This is a genomic window from Polyangium spumosum (assembly GCF_009649845.1).
Classification (GTDB): Bacteria; Myxococcota_A; Polyangia; order Polyangiales; family Polyangiaceae; genus Polyangium; species Polyangium spumosum.
In genome coordinates, this window is record NZ_WJIE01000003.1 from 310,550 (window position 1) to 336,046 (window position 25,497).

25 protein-coding genes are annotated in these 25,497 nt (G+C 69.0%); 14 read left to right on the forward strand and 11 right to left on the reverse strand.

Annotated elements, in window-relative coordinates:
* Nucleotides 1-18 precede the first annotated feature (18 nt).
* Complete coding sequence (locus tag GF068_RS11260; protein ID WP_153819369.1) at nucleotides 19-1,152, forward strand: site-2 protease family protein; 1,134 nt, start codon at nucleotides 19-21, stop codon at nucleotides 1,150-1,152.
* On the opposite strand, the gene GF068_RS11265 is transcribed toward GF068_RS11260, so the two are convergent.
* On the reverse strand, nucleotides 1,149-2,546 hold the full coding sequence (locus GF068_RS11265) for a sensor histidine kinase (RefSeq protein ID WP_338046326.1): 1,398 nt from the start codon (nucleotides 2,544-2,546) through the stop codon (nucleotides 1,149-1,151). The two genes, GF068_RS11260 and GF068_RS11265, sit on opposite strands and share 4 nt — an antisense overlap.
* Nucleotides 2,547-2,654: 108 nt before the next feature.
* Here GF068_RS11265 and GF068_RS11270 point away from each other — a divergent pair, with 108 nt between their 5' ends.
* Nucleotides 2,655-4,871, forward strand: a complete 2,217-nt coding sequence (locus GF068_RS11270) for a putative metal-binding motif-containing protein (RefSeq protein ID WP_153819370.1) — start codon at nucleotides 2,655-2,657, stop codon at nucleotides 4,869-4,871.
* Here the strand turns inward: GF068_RS11270 and GF068_RS11275 are convergent.
* Both GF068_RS11275 and GF068_RS11280 read right to left on the reverse strand, forming a co-directional pair.
* On the reverse strand, nucleotides 4,858-5,205 hold the full coding sequence (locus tag GF068_RS11275; protein ID WP_153819371.1) for a hypothetical protein: 348 nt from the start codon (nucleotides 5,203-5,205) through the stop codon (nucleotides 4,858-4,860). The two genes, GF068_RS11270 and GF068_RS11275, sit on opposite strands and share 14 nt — an antisense overlap.
* Before the next feature lie 201 nt (nucleotides 5,206-5,406).
* Nucleotides 5,407-6,465 (reverse strand): phospholipase D-like domain-containing protein, encoded by a 1,059-nt coding sequence (locus tag GF068_RS11280; protein ID WP_153819372.1) that lies wholly within the window; start codon nucleotides 6,463-6,465, stop codon nucleotides 5,407-5,409.
* Between the two features lie 126 nt (nucleotides 6,466-6,591).
* On the opposite strand from GF068_RS11280, the gene GF068_RS11285 reads away from it, so the two are divergent.
* Nucleotides 6,592-7,242: a glutathione S-transferase gene (locus GF068_RS11285; protein ID WP_170319428.1), complete on the forward strand. Its 651-nt coding sequence runs from the start codon at nucleotides 6,592-6,594 to the stop codon at nucleotides 7,240-7,242.
* Nucleotides 7,243-7,252: 10 nt separating this feature from the next.
* On the opposite strand, the gene GF068_RS11290 is transcribed toward GF068_RS11285, so the two are convergent.
* Nucleotides 7,253-8,128: an RpnC/YadD family protein gene (locus tag GF068_RS11290; RefSeq protein ID WP_153819374.1), complete on the reverse strand. Its 876-nt coding sequence runs from the start codon at nucleotides 8,126-8,128 to the stop codon at nucleotides 7,253-7,255.
* A 281-nt stretch (nucleotides 8,129-8,409) separates the two neighbouring features.
* On the opposite strand from GF068_RS11290, the gene GF068_RS11295 reads away from it, so the two are divergent.
* Nucleotides 8,410-9,015: an SRPBCC family protein gene (locus tag GF068_RS11295; protein WP_153819375.1), complete on the forward strand. Its 606-nt coding sequence runs from the start codon at nucleotides 8,410-8,412 to the stop codon at nucleotides 9,013-9,015.
* 27 nt (nucleotides 9,016-9,042) lie between these two features.
* Here GF068_RS11295 and GF068_RS11300 read toward each other — a convergent pair whose 3' ends face one another.
* Nucleotides 9,043-9,624, reverse strand: a complete 582-nt coding sequence (locus GF068_RS11300; RefSeq protein WP_153819376.1) for a DUF4384 domain-containing protein — start codon at nucleotides 9,622-9,624, stop codon at nucleotides 9,043-9,045.
* A gap of 307 nt (nucleotides 9,625-9,931) precedes the next feature.
* Between GF068_RS11300 and GF068_RS46990 the strand changes: the two genes are divergently transcribed.
* Nucleotides 9,932-10,132 (forward strand): hypothetical protein, encoded by a 201-nt coding sequence (locus tag GF068_RS46990; protein WP_206079447.1) that lies wholly within the window; start codon nucleotides 9,932-9,934, stop codon nucleotides 10,130-10,132.
* Complete coding sequence (locus tag GF068_RS11305) at nucleotides 10,119-10,709, forward strand: alpha-ketoglutarate-dependent dioxygenase AlkB (RefSeq protein ID WP_206079448.1); 591 nt, start codon at nucleotides 10,119-10,121, stop codon at nucleotides 10,707-10,709. Before GF068_RS46990 ends, GF068_RS11305 begins: the two co-directional genes overlap by 14 nt.
* Nucleotides 10,710-10,751: 42 nt before the next feature.
* Here the strand turns inward: GF068_RS11305 and GF068_RS11310 are convergent, their stop codons facing one another.
* The 5 genes from GF068_RS11310 to GF068_RS11330 form a co-directional block, all read right to left on the reverse strand.
* Nucleotides 10,752-11,393, reverse strand: a complete 642-nt coding sequence (locus tag GF068_RS11310; protein ID WP_153819378.1) for a DNA alkylation repair protein — start codon at nucleotides 11,391-11,393, stop codon at nucleotides 10,752-10,754.
* Between the two features lie 76 nt (nucleotides 11,394-11,469).
* Nucleotides 11,470-11,811: a YciI family protein gene (locus GF068_RS11315; RefSeq protein WP_153819837.1), complete on the reverse strand. Its 342-nt coding sequence runs from the start codon at nucleotides 11,809-11,811 to the stop codon at nucleotides 11,470-11,472.
* Nucleotides 11,812-11,940: 129 nt separating this feature from the next.
* On the reverse strand, nucleotides 11,941-12,090 hold the full coding sequence (locus GF068_RS11320) for a hypothetical protein (RefSeq protein WP_153819379.1): 150 nt from the start codon (nucleotides 12,088-12,090) through the stop codon (nucleotides 11,941-11,943).
* A gap of 263 nt (nucleotides 12,091-12,353) precedes the next feature.
* Nucleotides 12,354-13,139, reverse strand: coding sequence for a tetratricopeptide repeat protein (locus GF068_RS47355; RefSeq protein ID WP_420814116.1), 786 nt, complete (start codon nucleotides 13,137-13,139; stop codon nucleotides 12,354-12,356).
* Nucleotides 13,054-13,605, reverse strand: a complete 552-nt coding sequence (locus tag GF068_RS11330) for a hypothetical protein (protein ID WP_153819381.1) — start codon at nucleotides 13,603-13,605, stop codon at nucleotides 13,054-13,056. Before GF068_RS11330 ends, GF068_RS47355 begins: the two co-directional genes overlap by 86 nt.
* Before the next feature lie 272 nt (nucleotides 13,606-13,877).
* On the opposite strand from GF068_RS11330, the gene GF068_RS11335 reads away from it, so the two are divergent.
* The 5 genes from GF068_RS11335 (at nucleotide 13,878) to GF068_RS11355 (ending at nucleotide 20,255) form a co-directional block, all read left to right on the forward strand.
* Complete coding sequence (locus GF068_RS11335; RefSeq protein ID WP_153819382.1) at nucleotides 13,878-14,699, forward strand: hypothetical protein; 822 nt, start codon at nucleotides 13,878-13,880, stop codon at nucleotides 14,697-14,699.
* Nucleotides 14,700-14,848: 149 nt separating this feature from the next.
* On the forward strand, nucleotides 14,849-15,787 hold the full coding sequence (locus GF068_RS11340) for an MBL fold metallo-hydrolase (RefSeq protein WP_153819383.1): 939 nt from the start codon (nucleotides 14,849-14,851) through the stop codon (nucleotides 15,785-15,787).
* Between the two features lie 50 nt (nucleotides 15,788-15,837).
* Nucleotides 15,838-17,820: an alpha/beta hydrolase family protein gene (locus GF068_RS11345; RefSeq protein ID WP_153819384.1), complete on the forward strand. Its 1,983-nt coding sequence runs from the start codon at nucleotides 15,838-15,840 to the stop codon at nucleotides 17,818-17,820.
* A gap of 27 nt (nucleotides 17,821-17,847) precedes the next feature.
* Nucleotides 17,848-19,317, forward strand: a complete 1,470-nt coding sequence (locus GF068_RS11350) for an HAD-IG family 5'-nucleotidase (protein WP_153819385.1) — start codon at nucleotides 17,848-17,850, stop codon at nucleotides 19,315-19,317.
* Between the two features lie 35 nt (nucleotides 19,318-19,352).
* Nucleotides 19,353-20,255, forward strand: coding sequence for a PAS domain-containing protein (locus tag GF068_RS11355; protein WP_153819386.1), 903 nt, complete (start codon nucleotides 19,353-19,355; stop codon nucleotides 20,253-20,255).
* Nucleotides 20,256-20,258: 3 nt separating this feature from the next.
* Here the strand turns inward: GF068_RS11355 and GF068_RS11360 are convergent, their stop codons facing one another.
* Complete coding sequence (locus GF068_RS11360) at nucleotides 20,259-21,383, reverse strand: vWA domain-containing protein (RefSeq protein WP_153819387.1); 1,125 nt, start codon at nucleotides 21,381-21,383, stop codon at nucleotides 20,259-20,261.
* Nucleotides 21,384-21,615: 232 nt separating this feature from the next.
* Here GF068_RS11360 and GF068_RS11365 point away from each other — a divergent pair, with 232 nt between their 5' ends.
* The 3 genes from GF068_RS11365 to GF068_RS11375 all read left to right on the forward strand — a co-directional run bounded on the left by GF068_RS11365 (nucleotide 21,616) and on the right by GF068_RS11375 (nucleotide 25,493).
* A complete protein-coding gene (locus GF068_RS11365) occupies nucleotides 21,616-23,400 on the forward strand; it encodes a PE-PGRS family protein (protein WP_153819388.1) in 1,785 nt (594 codons plus the stop codon).
* A 119-nt stretch (nucleotides 23,401-23,519) separates the two neighbouring features.
* Entirely contained in the window at nucleotides 23,520-24,656 is a 1,137-nt protein-coding gene (locus tag GF068_RS11370; RefSeq protein ID WP_153819389.1) for a hypothetical protein, read from the forward strand.
* Between the two features lie 69 nt (nucleotides 24,657-24,725).
* Nucleotides 24,726-25,493, forward strand: coding sequence for a hypothetical protein (locus GF068_RS11375; protein ID WP_153819390.1), 768 nt, complete (start codon nucleotides 24,726-24,728; stop codon nucleotides 25,491-25,493).
* Nucleotides 25,494-25,497: the final 4 nt, after the last annotated feature.

Below are 25,497 nucleotides of genomic sequence, written 5' to 3' on the forward strand. Positions count from 1 at the left end.
GCCACCGGAGGAAGCACCATGTTCGACCGTGGCTGGACGATCTTCCGCATTCGCGGCATCCCCGTGAAGCTGCACATCACGCTCGTCCTGTTTCTCCCGTACGTCGCGTTCGTCACGTCTACCCAGTTCCGGGTGATCGCCGAGGCCGTCGGGCTGCCGCGCAGCGAAGTGCACCTGCCGCCGCTCGTCTGGGGCACGATCCTCGCGGTCGGGCTCTTCGTCTCCATCTTGCTGCACGAGCTCGCGCACTCGTTCGTGGCCCTCTCGAACGGCGTCCGCGTCCGGTCGATCACGCTCATGATGCTCGGCGGCGTCTCGCGCATGGAGCGCGACGTGAAGCCCGAGCGCGAGGCGTGGATGGCCTTCGCCGGGCCGCTCTCGAGCTTCGGCATCGCGCTCGGCTGCTGGCTCTTCTCGCTCCTGCCCCTGCCCGCCGAGGTGCGCGTCGCCTTCCTCGCGCTCGCGCTCGCCAACGCGGTGCTCGGCGCGTTCAACCTCTTGCCCGCCTTCCCCATGGACGGCGGGCGCGTGCTGCGCGGGCTGCTCTCCTCGCGGCTCGGCATCCGCCGCGCGACCCGCGTGGCCGCGACGATCGGCAAGGGCATGGCCGTGCTCTTTGGTCTGCTCGGCCTGCTCTCGTTCAACATCCTGCTCGTGCTCATCGCGGTGTTCGTGTACATGGGCGCGGCCGGCGAGCAGGGGCGCAGCCAGTTCCGGCAGGTCCTCGAGGGTTTGCCCGTGGCCGAGGTGATGACGAGCCGGCTCGGCGAGGCGCACGCGGACGAACGCGCGGGCGAGGTCGCGCGGCGGCTCTTCCGGCAGAACCTCGCGGGCGCGCTCGTGGTCGACGGCGACGGCGAGCACGACGGGCACGATCCGGATCACGTGCTCGGCGTGGTGACGGCGTGGGACCTCGCGCGGCCCGAGCTCCACCGCGCGCCCGACGCGACTGTCGGCAAGGCCATGCGGACGGACGTGCCACGCGTGCACACCCGGGACGACGCGGCGGCCACGCTCGACGCGCTCGTGGGTGGAGACGCCGAGGCCGTGCTCGTGCTCGACGAGGGCGAACACGTGGTCGGCCTCGTGACGCCGGCCGACCTCCAGCGCGCGATCACGCTGCTCGGCGCGGCCGGCGGGCGGGCGCGTTAAGCGCTCATCTTCGGGATGGTCAGGCGCACGCGCGCGCCGCCGCTCGGAGCATCGTCGATCTCGAGCTGCATGCGCACGTGCGCCGCGATCGCCGTCGCGGCGATGAGCGAGATCCCCGCGGGACGACCTGCCGCGAGGATCTCGAAGTCCCGGCTCAAGACGCCGGTCCGCGCCGCCTCGGGCAGCGGGTGCCCGGCGTCGTCCACGGTGAGCGTGAAGCCGCCGCCCTGCTGCTCGGAGAGCGTCAGGACCACCTCCGTGCCTGGCGGCGACGCGCTGATCGCATGATCGAGCAGCGCGTGCATCAGCACCGTCAGCGCCCCGATCTGCGCGACCTCGTACGCCGTCTGCGGCGCGTTCAGCGTCACGCGCACGTCGTGCCGCGCCGCGCGCCCCACGTCGTCGCGCACCACGTCGCGCAGCGCCTCGGCGATGTCCACGTGCCGCGGCAGCTCGCCGATCGGGCACGCGCCGAGCCGCGCGAGGTCGCCCATCGTCTCGGACGCCGCCGTCACGTGCCGCATCGAGCTCGCCACGATGTCGCCGACCTCGCCCCCGCGATCACGCAGCGGCAAGAGGTCGCGCGTGATCGCCGAGAAGATGCCGCGCAGCTCCGACACGAGCCCTCGCACGCCGGCCACCAGCACCGCGAGCCCCTCGCTGCTCACGGGCTCGATCGACGCGCTCGCCGGCGGCGTGCTCGCCACCTTCGCGCCGCTCGCGAACACCGCGGCGAGCTCGCGCGCGTAGGCCTCGCCTTGCTCCTGCGCCGCCTTGAGCTCGCGCTTCAGGTTCTCGAGCTCCTGCCGCTGCATGTCCACGTCGGCCGGCAGCACGAGCGTCTGCATCGAGCCGTCGAGCTCCAGCCGCCCTCCGTGCCGGATCGCCATGCGCGACAGCCACGCGCGCTCCGACTCGAACGTCGCGGGCTGGTCCGGGCCGAGCACCACGCTGACCTTCACCTCTTCGCCCTCGCGGCGCACGCTCACCTCGGCGGTGCCCTTCGCGTTCGCCGGATCGCCCGCCTGACCGACGAGCAAGAGCAACATGCGACGTAGCTCGGCCTCGTCGCCGAACACCGTCGTGCCTTCGCCCATCTCGATCTGCACGCGCGCCTCGGGCGCGACCTCCCACAGGAGCTGCGCGAGATCGATCTTGCCTCGCCGCCCTCGGGTCGCAGGGTGCCCGTGGAGCGAGGCCAGCATCCCGACGGCCTCGTCGAGCTGGTTCAGCGTCGTCTCCACCGCGACCGTGCTCTCGCCCTCGGGCACGCGAACGGAGCCCGGGGGCCCGTCCTGGATGATCACTCCCTGGCGGAGCTTCTGCGCTGCAGTGCGGGCTTCCTGCGCGAGCAGCCACGTCAGCTCGTTGCGCGTCAATCGATCGCTCGTCACCCGATCTCCGTCCTCTGCGCTTTCTTCGAGAAATCGCGCCGGGGCATGATGCCAGAACCCGCCCTGCCCTGCTACGCTGAAGGCGGACCCGACCTCTCTTCCTTTGCCATGACGAGCGCCGAGACGAAGGCCCCGCCGCCGACGCGGCCCCTGCGAAACCTTCGCTGGCTCGCGCCCCTCCTCCCCGCGGCCGTCTTCGCCGGTGCTTGTGGGCCATCCACCGCGCCGAACCCTTTCACCGTCGACGCCGGCCCCGACGCCGCGGAGGACCCCGACGCCGGCGGCACCGGCGGCGGTAATCCCGGCGACGCAGCCCCGCCCGACGACACCCTCGGCGGCCCCTGCAACGACGACGCCCAGTGCGACGACACCATCGCTTGCACCGTCGACACCTGCGACCTCGCCCTCGGCCGCTGCCGCCACAGCCCCGACGACGGCGCTTGCCAGGACGGCTTCTACTGCGACGGCGTCGAGCGCTGCGAACCCAAGCTCGGCTGCCTGCCCGGCGCTCCCGTCGCTTGCTCCGACGGCGACGTCTGCACCATCGACACCTGCGTCGAGTCCACGGGCGCCTGCACGCACGTCCTGCGTGACGCCGACGGCGACGGCACGGCCGACGGCCACTGCGTCGCGAACGGCGACTGCAACGACGACGACCCGAAGGTCTCGCCCGCGCTGCCCGAGGTCTGCGCGAACGGCAAGGACGACGACTGCGACGGCGCCGTCGACGAAGCCGGCTGCGCTTCACCCGAGCACGACACGTGCGCCGATCCCCTCGTCATCGACGCGCCCGGCGCGTACACGATCAACACCACCGCGGCCGCCTCGAACTTCGCCGCCTCCTGCAACGTCGACAATCAGGCCGGCGCGCGTGACGTCGTCGCCGCCATCGTCCTGCCTGCGGGCCCGCCCCTCGACGTCGAGATCTCTGCCCGGACGAACGGCGCCGACGTCGCCCTCGCGCTCCTCGGCCAGTGTGGCGATCCCTCGAGCGAGATCACCTGCGGCAAGTCGTTCTTCAACGCCCAGGGTGGCCGCTTCGCCAAGATCCGCGGCCGCTCGCTCGGCGATCCCGCCCAAAGCGTCGCGCTGCCCCTCTACGTCTTCACCGACGCGAACACGCCCGTCGTCCTCGACGTCGCCTTCCTCCCGCCCGAGCCCGTCGCCACGAACGAGACCTGCGGCACGGCCGAGCCCATCTCCTTCGGCGTGCCTTTCCTCTCGACCTTGATCGACGTCGATCAAGACGTCGGCATCGCCTGCATGCCGCTCACGGGCGAGCTCCTCTACAGCTTCGAGCTCGCCTCCCCTGCGAACGTGCACGTCTATGCGAGCTCCGTCGACGGCGACGGCGCCCCCGTGATCTCCCTCCGCGACGCGGCCTGCGCGCTGCCCGAGGACGAGATCACCTGCCAGAGCGCGAAGATCGTCGACGTCTTCCGCCACGCGTTGCCCGCGGGCACCTACCACGTCGCCGTCGCGGCCGGCGCGCCCACGACCGTCTCCACGACCGTCGTGATCGAACCTCCCACCGAGCCTCTGCCCGACGAGACCTGCGCGGGCGCCCCGACGATCACGCCCAACGTCACGCGTGACGTCGACCTCCTCGAACGCCAGGACGACGTCCAGCTCGGCTGCCTGCCTGGCGCGGTCGACGCGGCGTATACGCTCTCGTTGCCCGTCGCCTCCGACGTCCTGCTCGTCCAGCGTATCTCCCAGGGTGACTCCGCCGCCGTCTCGCTCGCCCTCCCGCTCTGCGCCGAACCTTCGGACGAGCTCGCGTGTGTCGCCGGCGGGCAATCGCCGCTCCGCGTCGGCAAGCGCAACGTGCCCGCGGGTGAGTACCGTGTCATCGCCGAGTCTCTGCTCGGCCAGCCCGTGCAGGTCACGGCGTTCGTGCGCAAGAGCGCGCCGCCCCTCGTCGTGCCTTTCGCCGACGCTTGCGCGGACGTGCTCATGATCCCGGAGACGGGCGGTTTTTTCCAGGGCAACACCGCGAACGCGACGGCGAGCTTCAACGCGGGTTGTGATCAAGGCGGAGGGCCCGAGGGCGGGGCGCGTGACCAGCTCCTCGGGCTCTCCCTTTCTGATAAGAAACGCGTCGTGCTCGACATGTCCGGGTCCGGCTACACGACGCTGCTCGACGTCCGCAAAGGGCCCGATTGTCCGGGCGTCGAGGTCCCGAAGGCTTGCGCCGTCGGCTACGGCCAGAACAAGAGCTTCCTCGACCTCACCCTCGATCCGGGCATGTACTTCCTCCAGATCGACGGGCTCGGCCAGGACGCCGGGCCCTGGTTCCTCGACGTACGGGTCATCGACCCTTGATCGGTTTTCCCTTTTTCGCCTTCCGCGCGCCGGCCTGCGCGCTGACGGTCACGTTGAAGGCGAGCCGATGGATCTCCATCACCGCGATCTCCGCCTCCTCCGGCGTCATCGCGAAGCCCTGGAACATCTTGCGCCCGGCATACCGCGCCGGGTCCACGCCCTCGGCATTCACGTAAATCACGCCGTCGCTGCCCAGCGCGAGCTCCGTCGTCAGGTCCGGCGGAGCCTCGTCTTCCGCCGCTCCTGCCTTTCTCTTCGTTCGCCCCCCCGTTGCCACCGCCGTGGCCTTCTTGCTCGTGCTCGTTGCCTGCGGTCGCATCGATACCTTTCGCATGGTGCGCGTCCTCGTACCCGAAACGAGAACGGCGGACGCCGATCTGCTCTGTGCGCCTGGCCAAGGCCCGTTTCTTGGTCGGTTTTTCCGCGCACGTCAAGCCCTGGTTTTACCGCGAACGTCTACCCCTGGTTTTTCCGGGGCGACTGGTTTGTCCGCGATGGTTTGTCCCTCGCCGGGTCCGGTCCGGACGTCCTGGGCTCAGCTCTTCGCCGGCGTCGCCGCGCCCTGCTCCTCGGCGAGCGCGGCGACGAACGCGCCCCGCAGCGCCTCGAAGTCCTCGACCGAGAGCGTATGGCTATCCTGGACGAACCCATTGAACCAGTGCTTCGGCGCGCCGGGCCTACGCGACTCCAGGATGGGCCGCGTCCGGATCTCCTTGCCGAGCTCCCCCAGCACCACGAATTTCTTGCGGAATGGCTGCGCCCCGCCGTCCATCCCCCGGAACGAAGGCGCCTCGTCCCGGAACGTCTCCCCCACGAACATCCCCATCGCCCGGAGCCCGCCGCCCCGACCCGTCACGTGGAAAAAAAACGGATCCCCCTTGCCGTACCGCTCGAGCTCAGCCTGCCTCCGCCGGCCGAAGCTCTTCGTCTGCATGCAGAGCGCGTAGTTCTTCGCCGTCACCACGAGCAGGTGCCGCCGCGCCGCCGCCTTGCCGCGTGACTCGCCGATCCGCTGCGCCACGAGCGAGACGAGCCGCGCCTCGGCGCGACCGTCCGGCGCTCGCTCGACGGCGGCCTTGCGCGCCGCGCGCAGCGCCTCGTACGCGGCCTCCTCCGCCTCCGTGATCGGCCACGACAGCTCCGACCAGAAGAGCTCCTCGAAGAGCCGCATCGGCCGCTCGAGCTCCGGCTCCGACGCGTCGCCCTCGATCCGCACGTTCACCGCGATGTCCTGCGCGAGCGAAGCCGCCGCGAGATCCGAGCCGCCCACGTACACGACGCGCCGCGCGCCGCTGTCGAGCACCCAGAGCCGCGGCACGAACGCCGCCCCGGAGAGCGCGTGATAGACGCGGCAACGCGCGCCCGGCGTCCGTTCGAAGCGCCGCAGCAGCGCCGTCTCCGTCGCGTAGCCGTCGAGCCCCGCGAGCAACATCAGCTCGCCGCCGCGCTCCACGAACCGCACGAGATCCACGACCGCGAGCGCGCTCGCCTCGGCGCGGCTCACCGCGACGCAGACCCGGCTCGCCTCGGCGAGCTCCGCGGCGAGCCGGGCCCCCATCTCTCGGCCGTGACGCAAGAGCTCGATGGTCGCCATTCCCCTCGCGCTTCTAGCAAGGGATCCCACGCGGCGTCGAGTGTCTTTCGGGGCCCGCCTCGTCCTCGGGCAAACATGCCCTCCCGCCGATTGACGCCCCTACCTGGCTCGGCTCTCCTCGTCGTCATGAGCCAAGAGCCCGAGCGCGAGCTCGTCTACTTCGACATCCGCGGCCGAGCCGAGGCCATCCGCCTCCTGCTCGCCTATGTCCGTGCCCCGTACGTGGATCGGGGCGTCCCGCGCGCCGACTGGCCCACGCTGAAGCAGACCGTCCCCCTCGGCCAGGTCCCGGTGCTCATCGAGCGCTCGGCCGAGGGCGAACGCGTGATCCCCCAGAGCGCGGCCATCCTCCGCCACCTCGCCCGCGTCTTCGGGCTCGACGGGGCGAACGAGGACGAGCGCGTCCGCGCCGACGTCGTCGCCGAGACCACGCACGACCTCCGCGCCGCGTGGGCCCGCGTCGCCTACAACCCTGGCTGGCTGAAGGACCAGGCCGCCACCGACGCCCACTTCCGCGACGTCTTCCCTCGCTTCCGCGCCATCCTCGAGGGGCTGCTCGAGTCATCCGAGGAGAAAGGCGCCCTCTACTTCGCGGGCCCTTCGCCCACGTATGCGGATTTCCTCGTCTTCGCCGTGCTCGAATCTCACTGCGAGGTCGTCCCCTCCTGCCTCGACGGCCACGGCTCGCTCCAGCGCTTCCTCGACGACGTCCGGGCCTTGCCCGCGATTGCCGACTACCTCGCTCGCCGCCGCCCCTCGGATTTCGAGCGGGGCTGAGCGCGCCGCATCAAGGACCGTTTTTCCCGACGAGCCAAGCCGCGAGGGCCTCGGGGGACATGTCGAGGGCCCTATCGGCGAGCCGGTTGGCCCCCTCGACGTGGAGACGTTCGGCCAGGCGATCGCGCTCATCGGTCGAGAGCGGCCGGGCGAGCCGGCGTTCGAAGAGGTGGACCACCGGTTCGAGGGCCCCCTTCTCGATGCCCTTCTCGATGCCCTTCTCGATGCCCTTCTCGATCCCCTTCTCGATCCCCTTCTCGATCCCCTTCTCGAACCCTTCCTCGCGTCCCCGCTGGAAGTACGTTCGGGCGAACTCACTCTGGTACTCGTAGTTCCTCATCATGAGCCCCTCGACCACTCTCCGCGTCGACTCTTCCAGCGAAGCTAGCACGAGATCGAGATAAAGCGCCTTCCGTTCCTCGTCCACCACGCCTGCGCTCGCTGCCAGCGCGGCCGTCGCCACGTCGATCCCGTACCCGGTCTGTCCGTGCGCCATCGCCGACAGCACCGCCAGCTCGGGTCTCTCCTTTGCCGCAGGAATGTCCGTCACCACCGGGACGCCTTGGGGTCCAATCACGAACGGCGTGAGCCGTCCATCCCCGGGACCCAGAACAATCGGGCGGGCCAGCCGAGCTGCCAGCCCCGCGTCCGGCGTCACCACGAGCAGGCACGCGGGACAGCGGTAGCGCGCCCTCGCGCCCGCCACGTACGCGGGCCAGGCATACGACTTGTCCCCATCGTCGGAGAGCTGCGCCTCGACGACGATGACCAGCACCGGACGGTCGTCAACCAGCAGCACGAGCAGGTCCGCGCGTAACTCCCGCGGCACGACGTCTGCCAGATCCGCCGACTCGATCCGCGCCTCCGTGAAGCGCGGCAGCGGCACGGACAGCGCCTCCGCGAGCAGCTCCGCGGCGAGCACGGGACGGTTGCGAAACAGCTCGACGAGCGCTTCGTGGCGCAGGGACGGCACCGGCGCTCGTTAGGCTGGTTTGTCCGCGTCGTCAACGTAAAACGTTTTACGGGTCAGACCCCCGCTCCTGCCCGTCGACCCCCTCGCAATCGTCCTTCGGGTGCATACCGGCGTCCACGGACCGGCAGCCTGCCGAGGCGCTGCCCTCGCGGGGGGGCTTGCGTCCGGACCGGCGCGACCTCACGGTGGGGGGCATGGCGCGCCGCCTCCTCGTTCTCCTCGCGGTCCTCTGCGCCCTCGTCTGCGCCGCGCCTCGCCGCGCCCGCGCCGGATCGCTCACCGCCGACGAGAAGACCCGCCTCGCCCGGGGCGAGGTCGTCAAGCGCACCTTCGACGTCGAGCTCCCCCAGGGTGACTTCATCGGCGGCCTCGGCTACGTGATCATCGCCGCGTCGCCGGCCGAGGTCATGGACGTGCTCCTCGACCCGGGCTCCTACCGGTACATCTTCCCCTTGACCCAGGAGGCGCGCCTCGTGGGCCGAACGGGCGACGACTTTTTCCTCACCCTCCGCCAGGGCGGCGCCAGGGTCTCGGGCGAATACACCGTCCGCGCGCGCCGCGAGACCCCGTCGCTCGTCCGATTCTGGATGGATCCGACGAGGCCCCACGACATCGGCGATTGCTGGGGTTTTTTCCGGGTCGATCCGGCCGAGGGCGGGAGGACCCTGCTCACCTACGGCGCGTTATTGCACCTCGAGTTCGGCGTCATCAAGCTCCTCTTCCAGGAGAAGATTCGCTCCTATGCATTGCAGACGCCGGAGCTCCTTCGCGGTTACGTCGAGCGCGGCGCGAGGCGCTGAGCTCCCGGCGCCGCGGCCCTGGCGGCCTCAGTCGATACCGATACCCTGCACGTCCGTGATCGGGGCTGACGAGGCGATCGTGCGGATCCTGCCTTTTTTCGTGGTCACGATCCAGCCCGAGCCCCCGGGGATACGCATCTTCGCGCCGGGGCGCATGCGCCGCGCCCCGCCCTTCGGCGGATAGAGGATCTCCACCGACCTGTCTTCCGCCGCGATCTGCACGACGTACACGTACGCCAGCCGATCGAGCTCCCCCTCGATGGCGACCTTCGTGCCTGCGTCGACCTCGAAGTCGTTCATCGCGTCGTCGCCCATCTCGTTGAGGAGCGCGTAGCCCCAGGCCAGGCGCCGGAACGGTCGACCCAGGAGGCTCGGCGGCGGCTCGTCGAGGACCTCCACCGGCGCCCTGGCCGAGGCCCTCGCCGTCGCCTTGACCCTCGCCTCTGCCTTCGCCGCCGCGCTCTTCTTCGTCGCCCGCGCTCCGCCTTTCGCTCCTGCTTTTGCTGCGCCCTTCGTCGCCTTCGCCTTCTTGGCCGCGCCCTTGACCCCGCCCTGCGTCTTCCCCTTGGTCTTCATCGTGCCGCCCTTCGCGCTGCTCCTGGTCACCATCGCGGCACGCATTCTATGGCGGCGCGCCGAAAAACCCTAGCGCGACGAGCATGCATCCTGCGTGAGCGAGACCCCGAAACGACGCGGGAGGTGGTCGCCGAGCCGCTTCGAGCGTGCTCTCCTTGACGCTCCTTGCGAAAGGAGTTCGGCACGCCGATTGCGTCGAGCCCGTCCGGGTGGCGCGGTGCGCCGCGTCACGGCGACGAAGGGGTGGTCACGGGAGATGACACCTGCGGGGGGCATACCGTTCGTCCCTCTGCGCGGGTACAATGATCCCATGGCGCATCCGTACCGTACGAGGCCCACGGTGCCCCCTGACGGCTCGCCGGAGGGTGATCGGCTCTCGGGACCGACGCTCGCGTTTGGCTTGGTCTGCGTCATCTCGGGCCTCGCGCTCGCTGGCTCGTCGCGATCGAGCGTGCTCCTCTTCGCGGGCGGGGCTGGGACGATCGCGATCGCGGCGCGGCGCGGCCCTCGTGGAGGGGCGTTCCCGCGTGACAAGGGTTGAGCTCCAGCACGGCGGGTTCTTGCTGTTTCACGACCCGTTTCTCTCGCCGGACGAGGCCTCGGCTGCGTTCGCCGCGTTGCTCGTGGAGGTCCCGCTCCGGCAGGAGACGATCCGGCTCTTCGGCAAATCGATCCTCCAGCCGCGCCTCTCGGCCTGGCACGGTGATCCGGGCGCGTCGTACACGTATTCGGGCCTCTCGCTCTTGCCGCACCCCTGGACCCCTGCGCTCTCCGTGCTGCGTGCGCGGGTCGAGGAGGCGGCCGCGTGCACGTTCAACAGCGTGCTCGTGAACCATTACCGCGGGGGCGACGATTCGATGGGCAAACATTCCGACGACGAGCCCGAGCTCGGGCAGGACCCGGTGATCGCGTCGCTCTCGCTCGGCGCGCGGCGGAGGTTCGTCCTGGAGCCGAAGAAGGGCGGGGAGAAGGTCACGCTGGAGCTCGGCGAGGGGAATCTGCTGATCATGGCGGGGACGACGCAGCACCATTATCGGCACGGGGTGCCGAAGCAGGCGGGGCGGGGGGCGCGGATGAATTTGACGTTTCGGAGGATATGCGGCGTGACGCGGCCATGAAGAAGGGGGCTGCTCGCGCTCGGTCGGATTCGTCCCATTCGGTCATTCACGCTTGGCTACTTCGATCCTGATGAACTCGGGAAGGTACGACGGTGTGCAGTTCCTGGAAACACGCTCGTCCTTGTAGAGCCCCAGGGCTTCCCCGAGCTTGATACATCTGGATCGAAATCGAGGCTCGTGAATACCAATCTGGCCAGCGCAGAAATTCATTGCCCACTGAACTTCGGGTTCAGCGTTGGCCATATCGTTCTCCAGGGCATCGAGCAGGTCTGCACTATTGTCGGGAGGAACTTGCCCTGTCCAGCGCAAGCGAGCTTGGTGATACCAGAACAAGCGACGCAGAATCGGGGAGGGATTCTTCTCCCATGTCGCGACGAGGGAGACGAGCTTCTTGTCTTTGGCTAGCTGGTTTGCCAGCAGCCAGTCCGCCAGTTGGCTGCGTTCTTTCGCGTCATGCCGGAGCACATCGGATGCAAGCTGATCGATGACATTTTCTGCGAGGAGCTTCCTGTCGAAGATGAGGGTCGAGAGAAGTCGAGGGTAGTATTGGCCCGTCGACCAGAGCTCCATTGCCAGACCGTGGTCCTTCTTGATCTCGTTGCCACGCTTTTTGAGGTCGCCCAGCTTCAGGTTTCCGCTGGTGAGCTCCGCGACGAGTTTCTTTGCTCTGGCCGATAAAGCCATTGTATCTGTCACCCCTCTCATGCCAGATGACGACTCGGCGCAGTAGCTGGCCCCCTGCACCGTTCCTCGACCATGGTCAGCTCTCGGGGTCGTACCCGAACTCGCGGAGCTCCTGCGAGCAGCGGCAGGCTTTGGCGATCTTCGCGGCCCATTGGACGGCGGCTTCGCGCGACGGGAGTTCCAGGACACAGAAGCCGCCGTCGAACTCCTTGGTCTGCGGGTAGGTCTCGTTCGTGACGGTGCCGTCGGCGGCGACCATCAGCGGCGCGACGTCCTCGTTGATACCACCGCCGAACACATAGACGCCGGCATCCTTCGCCTCGCGTATGACCGCGTGTGACGCTTCGCCGACGGCAGCCATGTCTTCGTCGGGGATATCCATCGCCGATGCGGGGAAGGAGATAAGGAACTTCGTCATCGTTCGGTCCTCCGGGTAGGCCGCCGCTGCACGACCTTTCAGGTCCTTGGGTCCGGTCGGGGACATCAAAGACTGTGCTGGGACGCACGTCAACAGGGATGTTGACGCAGGGGGCCCGATGGCTGCTCGTCAGGGCCGATCCATCGCCGAAGACGCCTCCGCGGCGACGGCTTCGAGATAGGTCACGAATTCGGGGTCGATCGGCGCCAGGCCGAATCCGAAGTTTCCCTGGCTCCTGAGAAGACGCGCGAACCAGGGGAGCTCGTCGAGGCGGATCATGGGGTCGAACGTCCTCCCCGGAGGCTCGCGCGAGCCTCCCGGCGGGTACCTACCACCCTCCGGAGGTTGGCTTCATCTCAAAGGCGAACGCCTACCACTCGCCCGGAGGCTCACGCGAGCCTCCCGGCGGGTACCTACCACCCTCCGAAGGTTGGCTTCATCTCAAAGGCGAACGCCTGCCACTCGCCCGGAGGCTCACGTGAGCCTCCCGGCGGGTGCCTACCATCCTCCTGGAGGCTCGCGTGAGCCTCCGAGGGCTCGGCTCACGGTGTGTCCTCGCCGGCGCCGACGTGGTACGCATCACGCGCCCGCTTCGGCAGCAGTTGCTTCGTCGTCTCGGCGAGAGCGAGCATGATCTTTTCCAGTGAATCATGGGCCGGCATCTCGATGCCATAGGCCTCGGACACCGCTGCCGCGAGGCCCCTCCACTTCGGGTCGACTGGCTGTCCGAGCTCCCCCGAAAGCTCCACGAGAGCGACGAGCGGCTCCCCTATATCGAGAAGATAGGTGTCCCGGTGGCCGAGCGCCTCCTCGATGGCGGCCAGCGCTTCTCGGGGCCGCCCCAGCGCCACCAATACTCGGGCTTTTTCGAGGCCATGCTCGCGTCGCTCCCAGGCGGAGCGAAATCCTAGCTGCGCCCACGCTTCACAGGCCTGCTCCGCCTCGGCGTACCGCCCTGCGTCACAGAGGATCATCGCGCGGTACCGCGCGCACCCTCGGGCGAACTCTCGACTCGGGTCGCAATGGTCACTTTTCTTCGAGAACGCATCCAGGCATGCGAGCGCTTCATCGAATCGTCCAAGCTCGGTGAGCTCCAGGCTCCGGCTGCACACCTGCTCCAGTTCATCTCGCAGCCTCAGCCACTCGAGGCACCGCGCGCAAACCAAGGTGATGGGTCCCCCTCGGTACGCGAACGGGTCCGTCGCCTCGTTCTCTCGGCAAGACCAGCAGAGCTCGGGCTCATCACCGGCAGACGGCTCGTCGTTTGGTTCGTGCATGGGACTCAGTTGGGACGAGCTCCAGGACGCGGACACTTCTTGTGATCCCATTCGTTATGGTTCTTGCAATAGTTGAAACATTCGTTGCACTGCTTGTACTCGCCATACTCCTTGTTCCGGTCCGGTTGTCTTCGATCTTCCAGGCACTCCTCGAGCAGCGGGTAGCATAGTTTCTCCCATTTGCGCCTCCGCCCAGCCGCCTCGACCGCTTCGCCCACGACACATACACCGTGACAACCACGGTGAACGTAACCCCTGCGGCGACGATCAGCACCGGCACCAGGTTCACCGCGCCCCCCAGGACCACGACATTGCCCATGGGAGCGCGCGCCTGCGGCGCGACCCTACCCACCGAGTCCGGCCGCGTGAAGCGATGCACCCCCGTGACGGACGCAGGGACCGTCATCCCTGCGAGCGCACGCTCCATGCACGCCTCGATCTCGCGATCGCCGAGCAACGACTCCCGGACCTTGGCCTCGCGGACCTCTCCGCTCTCCGTCACGTGGACGTCGAGCATGATCGCATAGTGCGTATCCGTCAGCCGACCCGCGCCATGCTCGGCGCACGCCCGCAGTCGCGCGACCGTCGCCGCCGGGACCGTCGCACCGTCAGAGGAACCCCCGAGCCGAGGGCGAACACCAGGAATGCCGCGAACCTCGTCGCCAGCGACCTCATCTGCAGCACTCTATCGACCCGCCCCCACCCCACAAGCGGGGCCTCCCCTCACGACGCTCGGTCGCTCTCCGTCAGGATTTCCTGTAAGCCCATCCTCATGGTAGGGTCCCCACCATGAGTCCCCCTCTTCCCCCCATTCCCATCGACCCGGAGGCCGCCAAGGTGGCTTTCGAGACGCTCCTCCCGCGCCTCGAGCAGCTCCCCAAGGAGACCCTCGCGCCGGTCAATACCAGCGTCGACGCCGCGGCCATCGTCGCCCTCGGCGTCGCCAGGGAGCTCTCGATGCCCGCGATGCGCGCGCGCTTCGAGCTCGTGCCCGCGCAGCTCTTCGATATCACCGCCCTCGACGACCTCGAGCCAGCCGCCCTCGCGGCCTGGTATGCCACGACGAGGCTGCTCGCGGCCAATGCCCAGGCCACCGAGGCCAAGCTCCCCGTCGACCTCGTCGACGAGGCGACGGCGCTCAAGGCCCACATGCTCAAGGTCGGCGAATACCATTTCGCCCCGACCTCCCCCACCGGCCGTGAAATCATCGCCATTCGCGCCGGGATCGGCTACCGCGACCTCGCCCAGGACCTCTCGCGCCTCGCCGCGGTGTATCGCGCCGAAAAGACGCAGCTCGCCAAGGACAGCGTCCATTACCGCGCCGTCGACGCCACGCGCGCCGACGAGCTCTCCCACCGTATCCTGAAGGAGCTCTCCACCTCCCGCAGCAAGGAGCAAGCGCTCTGGACCGAGCGGGTCCAGCGCGCGTGGACCTTGCTCTCCAGCCTTTATGGCGAGGTGACGGCCACCGCGGCGTGGCTCCGGCGCAAGGAGGGCGGCGCGGCGGCGTATCCTTCCCTCGTCACGGCGGGGCGCGCGGCGCGCAAGGCGCGGCCCGAGGACGCGGCCGACGAACCGACGCCCGGCGAAGGCGAAGCCGCGGGCGGCTGACGCAGGCGCCACGAACCCTCCCGCCCCCTCCATCGTATTCGTTTCGTGCATGGGTACCATCGCCCACGCCATTGCGATCCTCGTTTGACTCTCGTATCGGCGTCCCTTAGCTTCGTGGGGCTTTCATCCTTTCAAGGAGCGATACCATCATGAAGAAGGGCCTTCTCTGCGCGCTCGGCCTCGGGGCGGCGCTCGCGGTCGTCGCTTGCGGCGACGACACGAACAACAACAACAACACGACCGCGTCCTCCTCGTCCGGGTCGGGTGGCAATGGCGGCAGCGGTGGCAATGGCGGCGGCGCGGCGGCGCTCGAGGTGCAGACGCACGTCTCGCCCGACGGCTTCGCGGTCGACTCGCACCTCATCGTCGGCGAGACCGAGGTCGTCCTCGTCGACGGCCAGTTTTTCTCGGCCGAGGCGCAGAAGGTCGTCGACCTCGTCAAGGCGACCAACAAGAAGCTCTCCACCGTCTTCCTCACGCACGCCCACCCCGACCATTACATCGGCATGGAGGTCATCCGCTCGGCCTTCCCGGACGCGAAATTCGTGACCACGGCCGCCGTCCTCGCCGATTACGACGCCAAGAAGGAGGGCGCGCTCGCTTTCGTGAAAATGAACTTCCCCGGCCAGGTGCCCGACACCGTGGTGACCTTCGAGGCCCTCGCGGGCAGCACGATCACGGTCGACGGGCACACGCTCGACGTCGTGGAGATCGGAGACGCGGGCGAGAGCGTGGACGCCGCCGGCCTCGCGCTCCCGGAGCAAAAGGCCCTCTTCGCGGGCGACCTCGTCTACAACAAGCAGCACCTCTGGCTCGCCGAGTGCCAGTTCGACGGCTGGATCAAGAACCTCGACGCCATCGCCGCCATGGGCTTCGAGACGTATTATCCGGGCCACGGCGCGAAGGCCACGGCCGCCGTGATCGAGGAGGACAAGAAGTACATCAACGACACGAAGCCCATCCTCGAGGCCGCGACCTCGGTCGACGAGGCCGTGACGCAGATCAAGGCCGCCTACCCCGACTGGGGCGGCGACGGCCTGCTCCAGTTCGGCACCTCGAATTACTTCATGGCCTGCAAGATGCCCTGAGCCCGCGCGATCCCCTCCTGCGAGGGCGCGATTTCTGGTAGGCTGCCTCCGTGCGCCGCGCCCTTGCCCTCCTCCTTCCCCTCGCCTCCCTCCTCTCCGCTTGCGCCGACCCCGCGGAACTGCCCGTGCCGCCGCCGTCCGGCGTCGTCGCGCTCTACGGAAAGCCCGCGGAGACGATCCTCTCGCCTTATCCGTCCGACCGATACACGCGCGCCGACGCGACCACGCCGACGGGCCTGCGCGTGAACATCGGACCGGAGACGGCGGCCGATCCGCTCCTGACCGGATACCAGGGCACGGTCGAGCAGCTCAATGAAATGGACGGGTTTTCCACGATGGGCGGCGTCGTGGTCAATTTCAGCGGCCCCATCGACGCGCGCCCCCTCGTGCTCGCGCCCCACGCGGAGCCGCCGCTCACGGGGCCCATCCTCGACGCCGGGGAATACAAAAAACCCGGCGCGCCGCTCTACCTCGTCGACGTCGACCCGGACTCGCCCGACCGCGGAGAGGCCGTCGGCCTCGTCCCCCGCTGGTTCCCGCAGCCCGACGATGGCTTTTATACGGACGACTTCACGCTGATCGCCGAGCCCGCGACGCCGCTCCGCCCCGGGACACGATACCTGTTCGTCGCGACGAACGTGCTGCGCGGCGAGGATGGAAACCCCGTGCGAAGATCGCCGGACATGGAAGCTTTGCTCGAAGGTGAAGCCGAGGGCGCCTACGGGAGCGAGGTGCGGCGCGTGATCGCCGAGGTCGCGCCGAGCGGCCTCTTCCAGGCCGAGGACGTGGTGCTCGCGACGGCGTTCACCACGGCCACCGTACGCGCCGGGATCGAGGCGATGGGCGTGGCCGCACGGAAAGCCCCGGCGCCCGCGCTGCTCTCGCCCTTCGAGGTCGAGACGCCCGCCGAGCCGGGCGGGCGCGTGCGTTTTCGCGGCGTCTACGAGGCGCCCGAGTATCGCGGCGAGGCGACGGGGAAATGGTCGTTCGAGGGGGGAAGCCCCATCGTCCAGAAGAACGTCGGGCTCGAGGTGTTCCTCTCATTCTCCAGAGCCGAGGTGAGCGGCAAGCGGCCGGTGGTCATCTATGGGCACGGGCTCGGCGGCGACAAGGATGGCACCTGGGGCACGTCCGAGCGGCTCGCGGAGATCCACCCGAACGGCGCGGCCGTCTTCGGGATCGACTCGCCCGAGCACGGCTCGCGCGCCAAGAACCCCGACCAGAATGCCCTGGTCGCCGCGTTTGGCTTCTTCGGCATCAACAACACGACGGGCGAATTCGACATCGGCAAGGCCCGGGACAATTTCCGGCAAATGGCCTCGGATCAGCTCGAGCTCGTGCGGCTCATCGATTCGCTCGCCTCGCTCGACCTCTTGCCCGTCGGCGCCCCGGACGGCGTGCCCGACCTCGATACCTCGCGGATCCTCTACATCGGCCATTCGTTCGGCAGCGTGCAGGGGCCGACGATCCTCGCGCTCGCGCCCGAGATCCGGCAGGCCGTCTGGAACGTGGGCGGCGACGGGCTCATGATGCTCCTGCGCGACTCGGGGACGTTCGGGATCCTCGTCGACGCGATGCGTCCACCCAGGACGCCGGACGGGGCGCTCGCCCGCTTCTTCGCGGCGACGCAGGCGATCGTGGACCCGGGCGATCCGATCAACTACGCTCGCTTCGTGTCGGGCGAGCCTCTCCCGGGCGCGCCGGAATCGAAGCCGCGCGACGTGCTCTTGCAGGTGGTCATGAACGACACCATCGTCCCGAACTCGACCAGCGAGGCGCTCGCGCGCGCTTCGGGCATGACGCTCATGAATGCGATCCGCCCGGTGAGCGGCCTGCCCGCGGCGGCGGGGCCGCTCTCGGGCAACGGCGAGGCGGGCTCGACGCTGGTGATGTCGCAGTTCGACAAGATCGAGGGGACGAAGCTCGCCGTGCACGGCGAGCTCATCTTCTCGCCCGAGGGGCGCGCGCAGTACGTGGAGTTTTTCCAGACGGGGCTCGCCGAGCCAAACGCGACGGCGAAGCCGCCTTATTGACGCGAGAATCGCAGGAGAGTTCGACGAATGTCCCATTTCGACGGTCTGCCGGGCAAGCCGCCGCGCGAGCGGGGTATCTTCTGCAACCGGACCATGAACATGCGGTCGATCAAGGCGATCGGCTACGACATGGACTACACCCTCATCCATTACCAGGTGAAGGAGTGGGAGCGCCTCGCGTACGAGCACCTGCGGACGCGCCTGCTCGCCCGCGGCTACCCGGTGGAGGGGCTCTTCTTCGAGCCGGAGCTCGTGATCCGGGGGCTCATCATCGACACCGAGCTCGGCAACCTGCTCAAGGTGAACCGCTTCGGTTACGTGAAGCGGGCGATGCACGGGACGACGCTGCTCGATTTCGAGCCGATGCGCGAGGCCTACGCCCGGACGATCATCGACCTCGCCGAGCCGCGGTACGTCTTTTTGAACACGCTCTTCTCGCTCTCCGAGGCGTGTATGTACGCGCAGCTCGTCGAGCTCGCGGACGCCGGGCGCATGCCGGCCGGGACGGGGTACGAGCAGCTCTATCGGCTCGTGAAGAGCGGCCTCGACGAGGCGCACATGGAGGGCCGCATGAAGGCCGAGATCATCGCGGATCCGGACCGATTCGTGGTGCTCGACCCGGAGGCGCCGCTCGCGCTGCTCGACCAGCAGCGGGCGGGCAAGAAGCTCTTGCTCATCACGAACTCGGAGTGGGGATACACCGACGCGATGATGCGTTATGCATTCGAGCCCTTCCTGCCGGGTGGGATGCGCTGGCGTGACCTCTTCGACGTGGTGATCGTGCAGGCGCGGAAGCCCGATTTCTTCATGCAGAAATCGCCGCTCTTCGAGGTCGTGAGCGAGGACGGGCTGCTCCGGCCCTGGATCGGGCCGCTGAAGGAGGGCGGTTCGTATCTCGGCGGCGACGCGACGCAGGTGGAACGCGCGCTCGGGATCTCGGGCGACGAGATCCTGTACGTGGGCGACCACATCTGGGGCGACGTGCGTGTATCGAAGAGCGTGCTCCGGTGGCGGACGGCGCTCATTCTGTGGGAGCTCGAAGAGGAGGTGCGAGCGGCCTATGCGTCCCGCGTGGACGAGGCGCGGCTCGTCGCGTTGATGGAGGAGAAAGAGGCGCTCGAGCTCGCCTCCTGCCAGCTCCGGCTCCTCGCGCAGCGGCACAAGGAGGCGTATGCGCTGCCCGAGGACGCGCCCTCCTGCGACGAGGTCCTCGCGCGGCTGTCGGCGATCAAGACGGCGATCGTGGAGCTCGACGAGCGGATCGTCCCGCTCGCGAAGGCGGCGGCCGAGGTATCGAACCCGCGCTGGGGATTGCTGCTGCGCACGGGCAACGACAAGAGCCACCTCGCCCGGCAGATCGAGCGGTCGGCGGACATCTACACGTCACGTGTCTCGAATTTCCTCCGATACACGCCGTATTCGTATTTTCGATCGCGCCGCGGGAGCTTGCCGCACGATCCCTCCGGAGAAGCGCCGAGCCCGAACCCGGGGCCTTGACCGCGCCATGCCTTTGGCGAGAGAGTGCCAGCGGCATGACGAAGCAAGACGATTCTCCTCTCGACCCCGCAGACGAGCTCGGCCGGGCGAAGCGACGCATCGCGGAGCTCGAGGCCGAGCTCGCCGCGGCGAACGCGCGGCGAAACGACACGCGCTGGGTGCTCGACGCGCTCGACAAGGCGGGCATCGGCGCCTGGGAATGGGACATCCCGCGCGACGTGGTCACGTGGACCGACGGCGTCCTCGTGGTGTACGGGATCGATCGCGCGACCTTCACGGGTGATTACGCGGGCGTGCTCCGGCACGTCCACCCGGAGGACAGGCCCATGCTGAAGGAGCGGGTCGACCGGGTCTTTCGGGTCGCGGATCCGGGGTACGACATCGAGCACCGGATCGTCACCGCGAAAGGCGAGACGCGGTGGGTGCGCGCGCACGGGTTCTCGTATCGGGACGAGAGCGGAAAGCCGTATCGGCTGGCGGGGCTCGTGCTCGATATCACGGAGCAGCGGCGCGAGCAGGCGGAGAAAGAAGCGATCCAGCAGCAGATCATCGACGCGCAACGCGAATCGCTTCGGCAGCTCGGCGCGCCGATCATCCCGCTCGCGACAAACGCGCTCGCCATGCCGCTCGTCGGGACGCTGACGCCCGAGCGGGCGACGCTGGTCACGGAGACCCTGCTCCACGCCGTGACGGAGCGCGCCGCCGAGCACGTGATCCTCGACGTGACGGGCGTGCCTGCGGTCGACCACGAGGTGGCGGACGGCCTCTTGCGCGTGGCCCAGGCCGTGCGGCTGCTCGGCGCCGAGGTGGCGCTGACGGGAATGCAGCCGGCCGTGGCGCAGGCCCTCGTGGAGCTCGGCGTCGACATGAGCGCCTTCGTGACGAGGGCCGATCTGCAATCGGGGATCGCCTGGGCGTCGAGGCGCGCCCGGCGTTAGGCTCTATTTGGCCACCTCGGTCTTGCAGCCGAGGCCGATCTGCACCTTCGCGGCGAGGTCTTTGCGGACGGCGTCGCAGGTGGCCGCGCAGAACGATATCTTCGTCGGGATGACGGGGTTATCGTAATACCAGCCGAGCCCGTTCGTGCAATCGGCGTCCTGGAGGATCGTCTGGGGCTCGCCGCCGCTCGACGGCGTGAAGAGCACGTTCACGAAGCCCGGATCGACCTCGCCGCCCGAGACCTTCGTGGGGATCTCGTAATCGCAGGGCAGGGCCTTGCCGCGGGCCTTCGCGAGCGCATTCTGGAACTCGACCTGGACGTTGACGCTGCCCACGAGGATGGCCGAATCGGTGCCGCCCGACGACGCGATCAGGTTGGCCGTGTCCTGAGGGACGCCCTGGAGGCCAATCACGAACGTCCGCACCTTGAATTGCGAGAGGCCCTTCGCCGCGAGATTGGCGATCACCTGCGGATCCTCGGGGTTCACCCCGCTGCAGATCGGCGCGGGCCCGACGGGCGCCCCATCCGTCACGAGCAGCACGGCGCAGGACGTGCCCGGCTTTTGCTGCAATGCGTCGGCGCAGGCGAGGATGGCGCCGCCGAGGGCCGGGTAGATCGGGGTCTTGAAGCCGTTCGGGTCCTCGGCGGCGATCGCCTGAATGATGGGCTCGGCGTTCGCCGGCAGCTCGCCGAAGGGCACGACGGGCGCCTTGTAGAGCGTCTGATCGCAGGTGGACTCGTCGGGCAGCGGGAAAAAATTGAGCGCGACCGAGGTGCCGGCCGAGCTCGGGTCGTTGACGAACGCCGCGAGCCCCGCCTCGCCGCTGTTCCACTTCGTTCCCACCATCGAGCTCGACTTGTCGAACGCGATGTAGAGCGAGAGCGGTACGGCCTTCCCTTCCTCGGTGATGAGGCCGCACCCCGGATCGATCACGCCGCTCGAGCTCGAGCTGCCGGGGCCGACGAAGATATCCCCTCCGGCGCCCATGCCGCCCGCGCCGCCGTTCCCGCTCCCGGCGCCGGCGCCGCTGGGATTGCCCGCGGGAGGCAGGTTCGAGTCGGGCGCACACGCGCCGCCGAGGGCGCATGCCGATAGAACAAGCAAAGCGGCGTGGATACGGTTCATGTCCGGATGGTGCACGATCGGGGGAGGGCTCGTCAACGGCGCCGGCCCGGGTCGGATGATCACATTCGGGCTGTACCGCGTTCGTCGAATTGGAAGAAAGTCCTTGCCAAGCGAAGGCGCGGGGGAGAAAGATCGCCGCATGCGCGCGCGTTATCTTCTTGGTACGACACTGGGTTTGGTTGGCGGGTTGGTAGGGGCAGTTTCCATCACGGGCTGCGCCGAAGGCGGGGCCGTGACGACGGGAGGCGGCATCACCGGGGGATCCGGGGGCTCCGGGGCCTCGGGCGGTATGGGCGGCTCGGGGGGTGAGGCCGGCGCGGGTGGCGGCTCCGGGTCGAGCTCGAGCGCGTCGAGCGGCTCCGGCGGCATGGGCGGCATGGGCGCGGGCGGCATGGGCGGCGCAGGTGGCATGGGCGGCGCAGGTGGCATGGGCGGCGAAGGCGGCATGGGCGGCGAAGGCGGGACGGGCGGCGGGATGGTCGATCCCTGCTCGATGGGTTGTCCCGCGGGCTTCTGGGACGTGGACGGCAACCCGCTCACCGGTGATCAATGCGGCTGCGAATACCAGTGCACGCTGGTGAGCGCCGACAAGGATCCGATCGACGATCAGTACAAGGACGATAACTGCGACGGGACGGACGGCGTCGCCGAGCAGTGCATCTACGTCTCCACCGGCGCGGGCAGCGACGCGGGCGCGGGCACGCGGCAGGAGCCGATGAAGACGATCGCCGCGGCCATCCAGCAGGCCCAGGCGAAGGGCGTCCCGGCCGTCTGCCTCTCGGGCGAGATCTACAACGAGGCCGTGACCGTGACCTCGGGTATCAGCATTTACGGCGGATTCGACCACAACAACGCCGACTTCCGATTCCGGAGGACGAATGCCGTGACGACCACGGTGAAGGCCGTGGGGACGGTGTTTTACGCGCCGCAAATCGATCAGGAGACGCACATCGAGGGGATCACGATCGAGGCCACGGCGCCGCAGGGCGTGAGCGAGAGTACGTACGGCGTGCGCCTCGGCGGCGGCGTCGGGGAGCTGTTCGTCCGGTACAACAAGATGGTGATCGGCAACGGCACCAGCGGGGACGTCGGGGCGAATGGAATGTCGCACGCGCAGTCCACGGCGCCGAACGGGATCAACGGGACGAACGGCGCGGCGGAGAACAACAACTCCGGCTTCGGCGGCGCGGCGCCGGTCTGCGACGCGCCCGGCGGCAAGGGCGGCGACGGCGGCGCGAATTCGTCCTCGGGGCAGAGCGGCTCGACGGGATTCGGCGGCACGCCCGGCGGGGCGGGTTCGGCGGCAAACGCCTGCGCGCCCGGCATCGGCGACGCGGGTGATCCGGGCGGTCCCGGGCAGAATGGCGAGGCGTCCTCGCAGGGCCAGGCCGGCCAGGGCGGCACGGCGCTCGGCAGCGTGATGGGCCATTTCTACCTGCCGGCCCGCGGCAGCGACGGAATGAACGCCCAGATCGGCAAGGGCGGCGGCGGCGGCGGCGGCGGCGGCGGCGGCAAGGGCGACGGGTTCTGCTTCGGCGAATGGGACAAGGGCGGCGGCGGCGGCAGCGGCGGCTGCGGCGGCAAGGGTGGTAATGGCGGCAAGGGCGGCGGCGGCGGCGGCGGCAGCTTCGGCGTGTTCGCCGCGTCCGGCCGGCTCATCGTGGTGAAGAACGAGATCCAGACCGGCGCCGGCGGCAATGGCGGGCTCGGCGGCAATGGCGCGCTCGGCCAGAGCGGCGGCATCGGTGGCAACGGCGGCGGCAACAGCGACGACAGCGGCCCCGGCGGCAAGGGCGGCAACGGCGGCAAGGGCGGCGCGGGCGGCCCGGGCGGCGGCGGCGGCGGCGGACCGAGCGCGTGCCTGGCGCGCGCGGCCGGCGTCATGTTCACGTACGACGGCAATAGCTGCTCGACGGGCGCGGTCGGCCTCGGCGCGAACGGCGGGACGAACCCCGAGGGCGGCGTCGGCGGCAAGGGCCTGAACGGCACCTCCGGTCTGAACATCCAGATCAACTGAAGCGGCGCGCTCGCGCGGAAATGAAAGGTGGCGGCTCCACACGTGGGCCGCCGCCTTCGTTTCCAGCCTCCTCGTTTCTTCTTGCGTCGCCGCCGTCCGGACGGTACGGACGGCGGGCAATGGCCATCGAGATCCTCGAGCTCGGCGAGAAGGACAGGAAGCGGCGGCGGGATTTCCTGGACGTCGCGCGGGACATCTACGCGGACGATCCGGCCTGGGTGCGTCCCCTCGACATGGACATCGAGGATCGCCTCGACCGGAAGAAGAACCCGTTCTTCGACCATGGCGAGGCGCAGGGCTTCGTCGCCTACCGGGATGGGCGCCGCGTCGGGCGTATCACGGCCCAGATCGACCACGCGCACCTCGAGCGGCACAAGGACGCCGCGGGGTTCTTCGGGTTCCTCGATACGGTGGACGATCCCGAGGTCGCCCGCGCCCTGCTGGAGAAGGCGGCCGCGTGGAACCGCGCCCGCGGGATGAAGCGCCTGCGCGGCCCGCTCTCGCTCAACATCAACGAGGAGCTCGGCTGCCTCGTCGAGGGCTTCGATACGCCGCCGATGATCATGATGCCCCACCACCGGTCCTACCAGGGCGGGCTCATCGAGCAGGCGGGCCTCACGAAGCTGAAAGACTTCTATGCCTGGACGTACGACGTCGGCGCGGTCCCGGCGCGGGCGCAGAAGGCGCACGACGAGATCCTCGGTTTGCCCGAGATCTCGGCCCGCCACCTGGACCCCGAGCGTTTCGGCGACGAGGTCCGCATCCTCATGGACATCTTCAATGACGCCTGGAGCGAGAACTGGGGCTTCGTGCCGCTCTCGGAGCGCGAGCTCGCGAAGATGGCCGCGGACATGAAGCTCATCCTGTTCCCGGAGATCACCTACCTCGTCTCGATCGACGGCGAGCCGGCCGCGGTGGCCCTCGCGCTGCCGAACATCAACGAGGTGATCTCCGATTTCGACGGAAAACTCTTTCCCTTCAACGTGGCGAAGCTCCTCTATCGCCTGCGCGTGAAGGGTCCGAAGAGCGCGCGGCTCATCATCCTCGGCATCAAGAAGAAGTACCGGCACGTGCGCAAGTACGCCGGCCTCTCGGCGTTCCTGTACGTCGCCATGAACCGGTCCGCCCACCTGCTCGGCCTCGAGCGCGGCGAGCTCTCCTGGACCGTCGAGGACAACGCGGCCATCAATGCCGGTATCCGCCTGATGGGCGGCCGCATTTACAAGAAATATCGCGTCTACGAGCGCGAGCTGTGATCGAAATGGCCCCCGGCGCTCCGAGAGAAACTTTTTGACGGGGCGAAGGGCCCTCCGTAAAATCCTCCCATGCGTTCTCGTGCGCTCGCCCTTGCCCTCGCCGGGTGCGGGACGTGGCTCGGCGCCGCGGGCACAGGCCTCGCGGCAGAGCCCGAGGTGCGTGGACAGGGGACGACGGCCTCCACCAAGGCCACGCGCGGCGCGATCGTGGTCGCGATCGGCGACGGCGCGTCTGTCGCGGCAAAACCCCTCGCGCGCGAGATCTACCGGGACGAAGCGCTGAGGCCGGCCCTCGACGATCGGGTCGCGCGCGTGCTCGCCGGAGAGCCCGCCGCGGACGACGCGCCCCCGAAGGAGCGCGAGCTCGCCGAGGTCCGGAGCGCCCTCACGACGAACGACGACGCGCCGAGCCGCAGGCTGCTCGCCTCGCTCGGCGTCGAGCAAAAAGCCGAGCTCGTGGTCGCCGTGTCGATGGCCGGAGAGAGGCCCGTGGCGCGCGTGCTGCGCGTGGGGACGGCACGTTACGAGCCGATCGAGCTCGGGCCCACCCTCGAACGAACCGAGGCCGGCGAAACCCGCTACACCTGGCCCGGCGCCGCGACGACGTTACGAAAACTCGTGGTCGTCCCCGTGGCCGCGCCCATCGTACCGAGACAGACGAGCACGCCGGCGCCACGCAAGCCGGAGGTGCCCACGCGCAAGCCGTTCTACAAATCGGCCTGGTTCTGGGGCCCGCTCGGCGCGGTCGTGGCCGCAGGCGCCGCGGTGCTGATCGCCTCGCAGGTGACGGAGGATTCGACCGGCATGGTCCGGCTGCGAGGGCAGGTCGCCCCGTGAGCGC

Bases quoted from the DNA above. Each gene is read 5' to 3' on its own strand.
- GF068_RS11260 (WP_153819369.1), top strand. From the start codon at position 19: ATGTTCGACCGTGGCTGGACGATCTTCCGCATTCGCGGCATCCCCGTG.
- GF068_RS11270 (WP_153819370.1), top strand. From the start codon at position 2,655: ATGACGAGCGCCGAGACGAAGGCCCCGCCGCCGACGCGGCCCCTGCGA.
- GF068_RS11275 (WP_153819371.1), bottom strand. From the start codon at position 5,205: ATGCGAAAGGTATCGATGCGACCGCAGGCAACGAGCACGAGCAAGAAG.
- GF068_RS11280 (WP_153819372.1), bottom strand. From the start codon at position 6,465: ATGGCGACCATCGAGCTCTTGCGTCACGGCCGAGAGATGGGGGCCCGG.
- GF068_RS11285 (WP_170319428.1), top strand. From the start codon at position 6,592: ATGAGCCAAGAGCCCGAGCGCGAGCTCGTCTACTTCGACATCCGCGGC.
- GF068_RS11295 (WP_153819375.1), top strand. From the start codon at position 8,410: ATGGCGCGCCGCCTCCTCGTTCTCCTCGCGGTCCTCTGCGCCCTCGTC.
- GF068_RS11300 (WP_153819376.1), bottom strand. From the start codon at position 9,624: ATGGTGACCAGGAGCAGCGCGAAGGGCGGCACGATGAAGACCAAGGGG.
- GF068_RS11310 (WP_153819378.1), bottom strand. From the start codon at position 11,393: ATGGCTTTATCGGCCAGAGCAAAGAAACTCGTCGCGGAGCTCACCAGC.
- GF068_RS11315 (WP_153819837.1), bottom strand. From the start codon at position 11,811: ATGACGAAGTTCCTTATCTCCTTCCCCGCATCGGCGATGGATATCCCC.
- GF068_RS11320 (WP_153819379.1), bottom strand. From the start codon at position 12,090: ATGATCCGCCTCGACGAGCTCCCCTGGTTCGCGCGTCTTCTCAGGAGC.
- GF068_RS47355 (WP_420814116.1), bottom strand. From the start codon at position 13,139: ATGGGATCACAAGAAGTGTCCGCGTCCTGGAGCTCGTCCCAACTGAGT.
- GF068_RS11330 (WP_153819381.1), bottom strand. From the start codon at position 13,605: ATGCTCGACGTCCACGTGACGGAGAGCGGAGAGGTCCGCGAGGCCAAG.
- GF068_RS11335 (WP_153819382.1), top strand. From the start codon at position 13,878: ATGAGTCCCCCTCTTCCCCCCATTCCCATCGACCCGGAGGCCGCCAAG.
- GF068_RS11340 (WP_153819383.1), top strand. From the start codon at position 14,849: ATGAAGAAGGGCCTTCTCTGCGCGCTCGGCCTCGGGGCGGCGCTCGCG.
- GF068_RS11350 (WP_153819385.1), top strand. From the start codon at position 17,848: ATGTCCCATTTCGACGGTCTGCCGGGCAAGCCGCCGCGCGAGCGGGGT.
- GF068_RS11355 (WP_153819386.1), top strand. From the start codon at position 19,353: ATGACGAAGCAAGACGATTCTCCTCTCGACCCCGCAGACGAGCTCGGC.
- GF068_RS11360 (WP_153819387.1), bottom strand. From the start codon at position 21,383: ATGAACCGTATCCACGCCGCTTTGCTTGTTCTATCGGCATGCGCCCTC.
- GF068_RS11370 (WP_153819389.1), top strand. From the start codon at position 23,520: ATGGCCATCGAGATCCTCGAGCTCGGCGAGAAGGACAGGAAGCGGCGG.
- GF068_RS11375 (WP_153819390.1), top strand. From the start codon at position 24,726: ATGCGTTCTCGTGCGCTCGCCCTTGCCCTCGCCGGGTGCGGGACGTGG.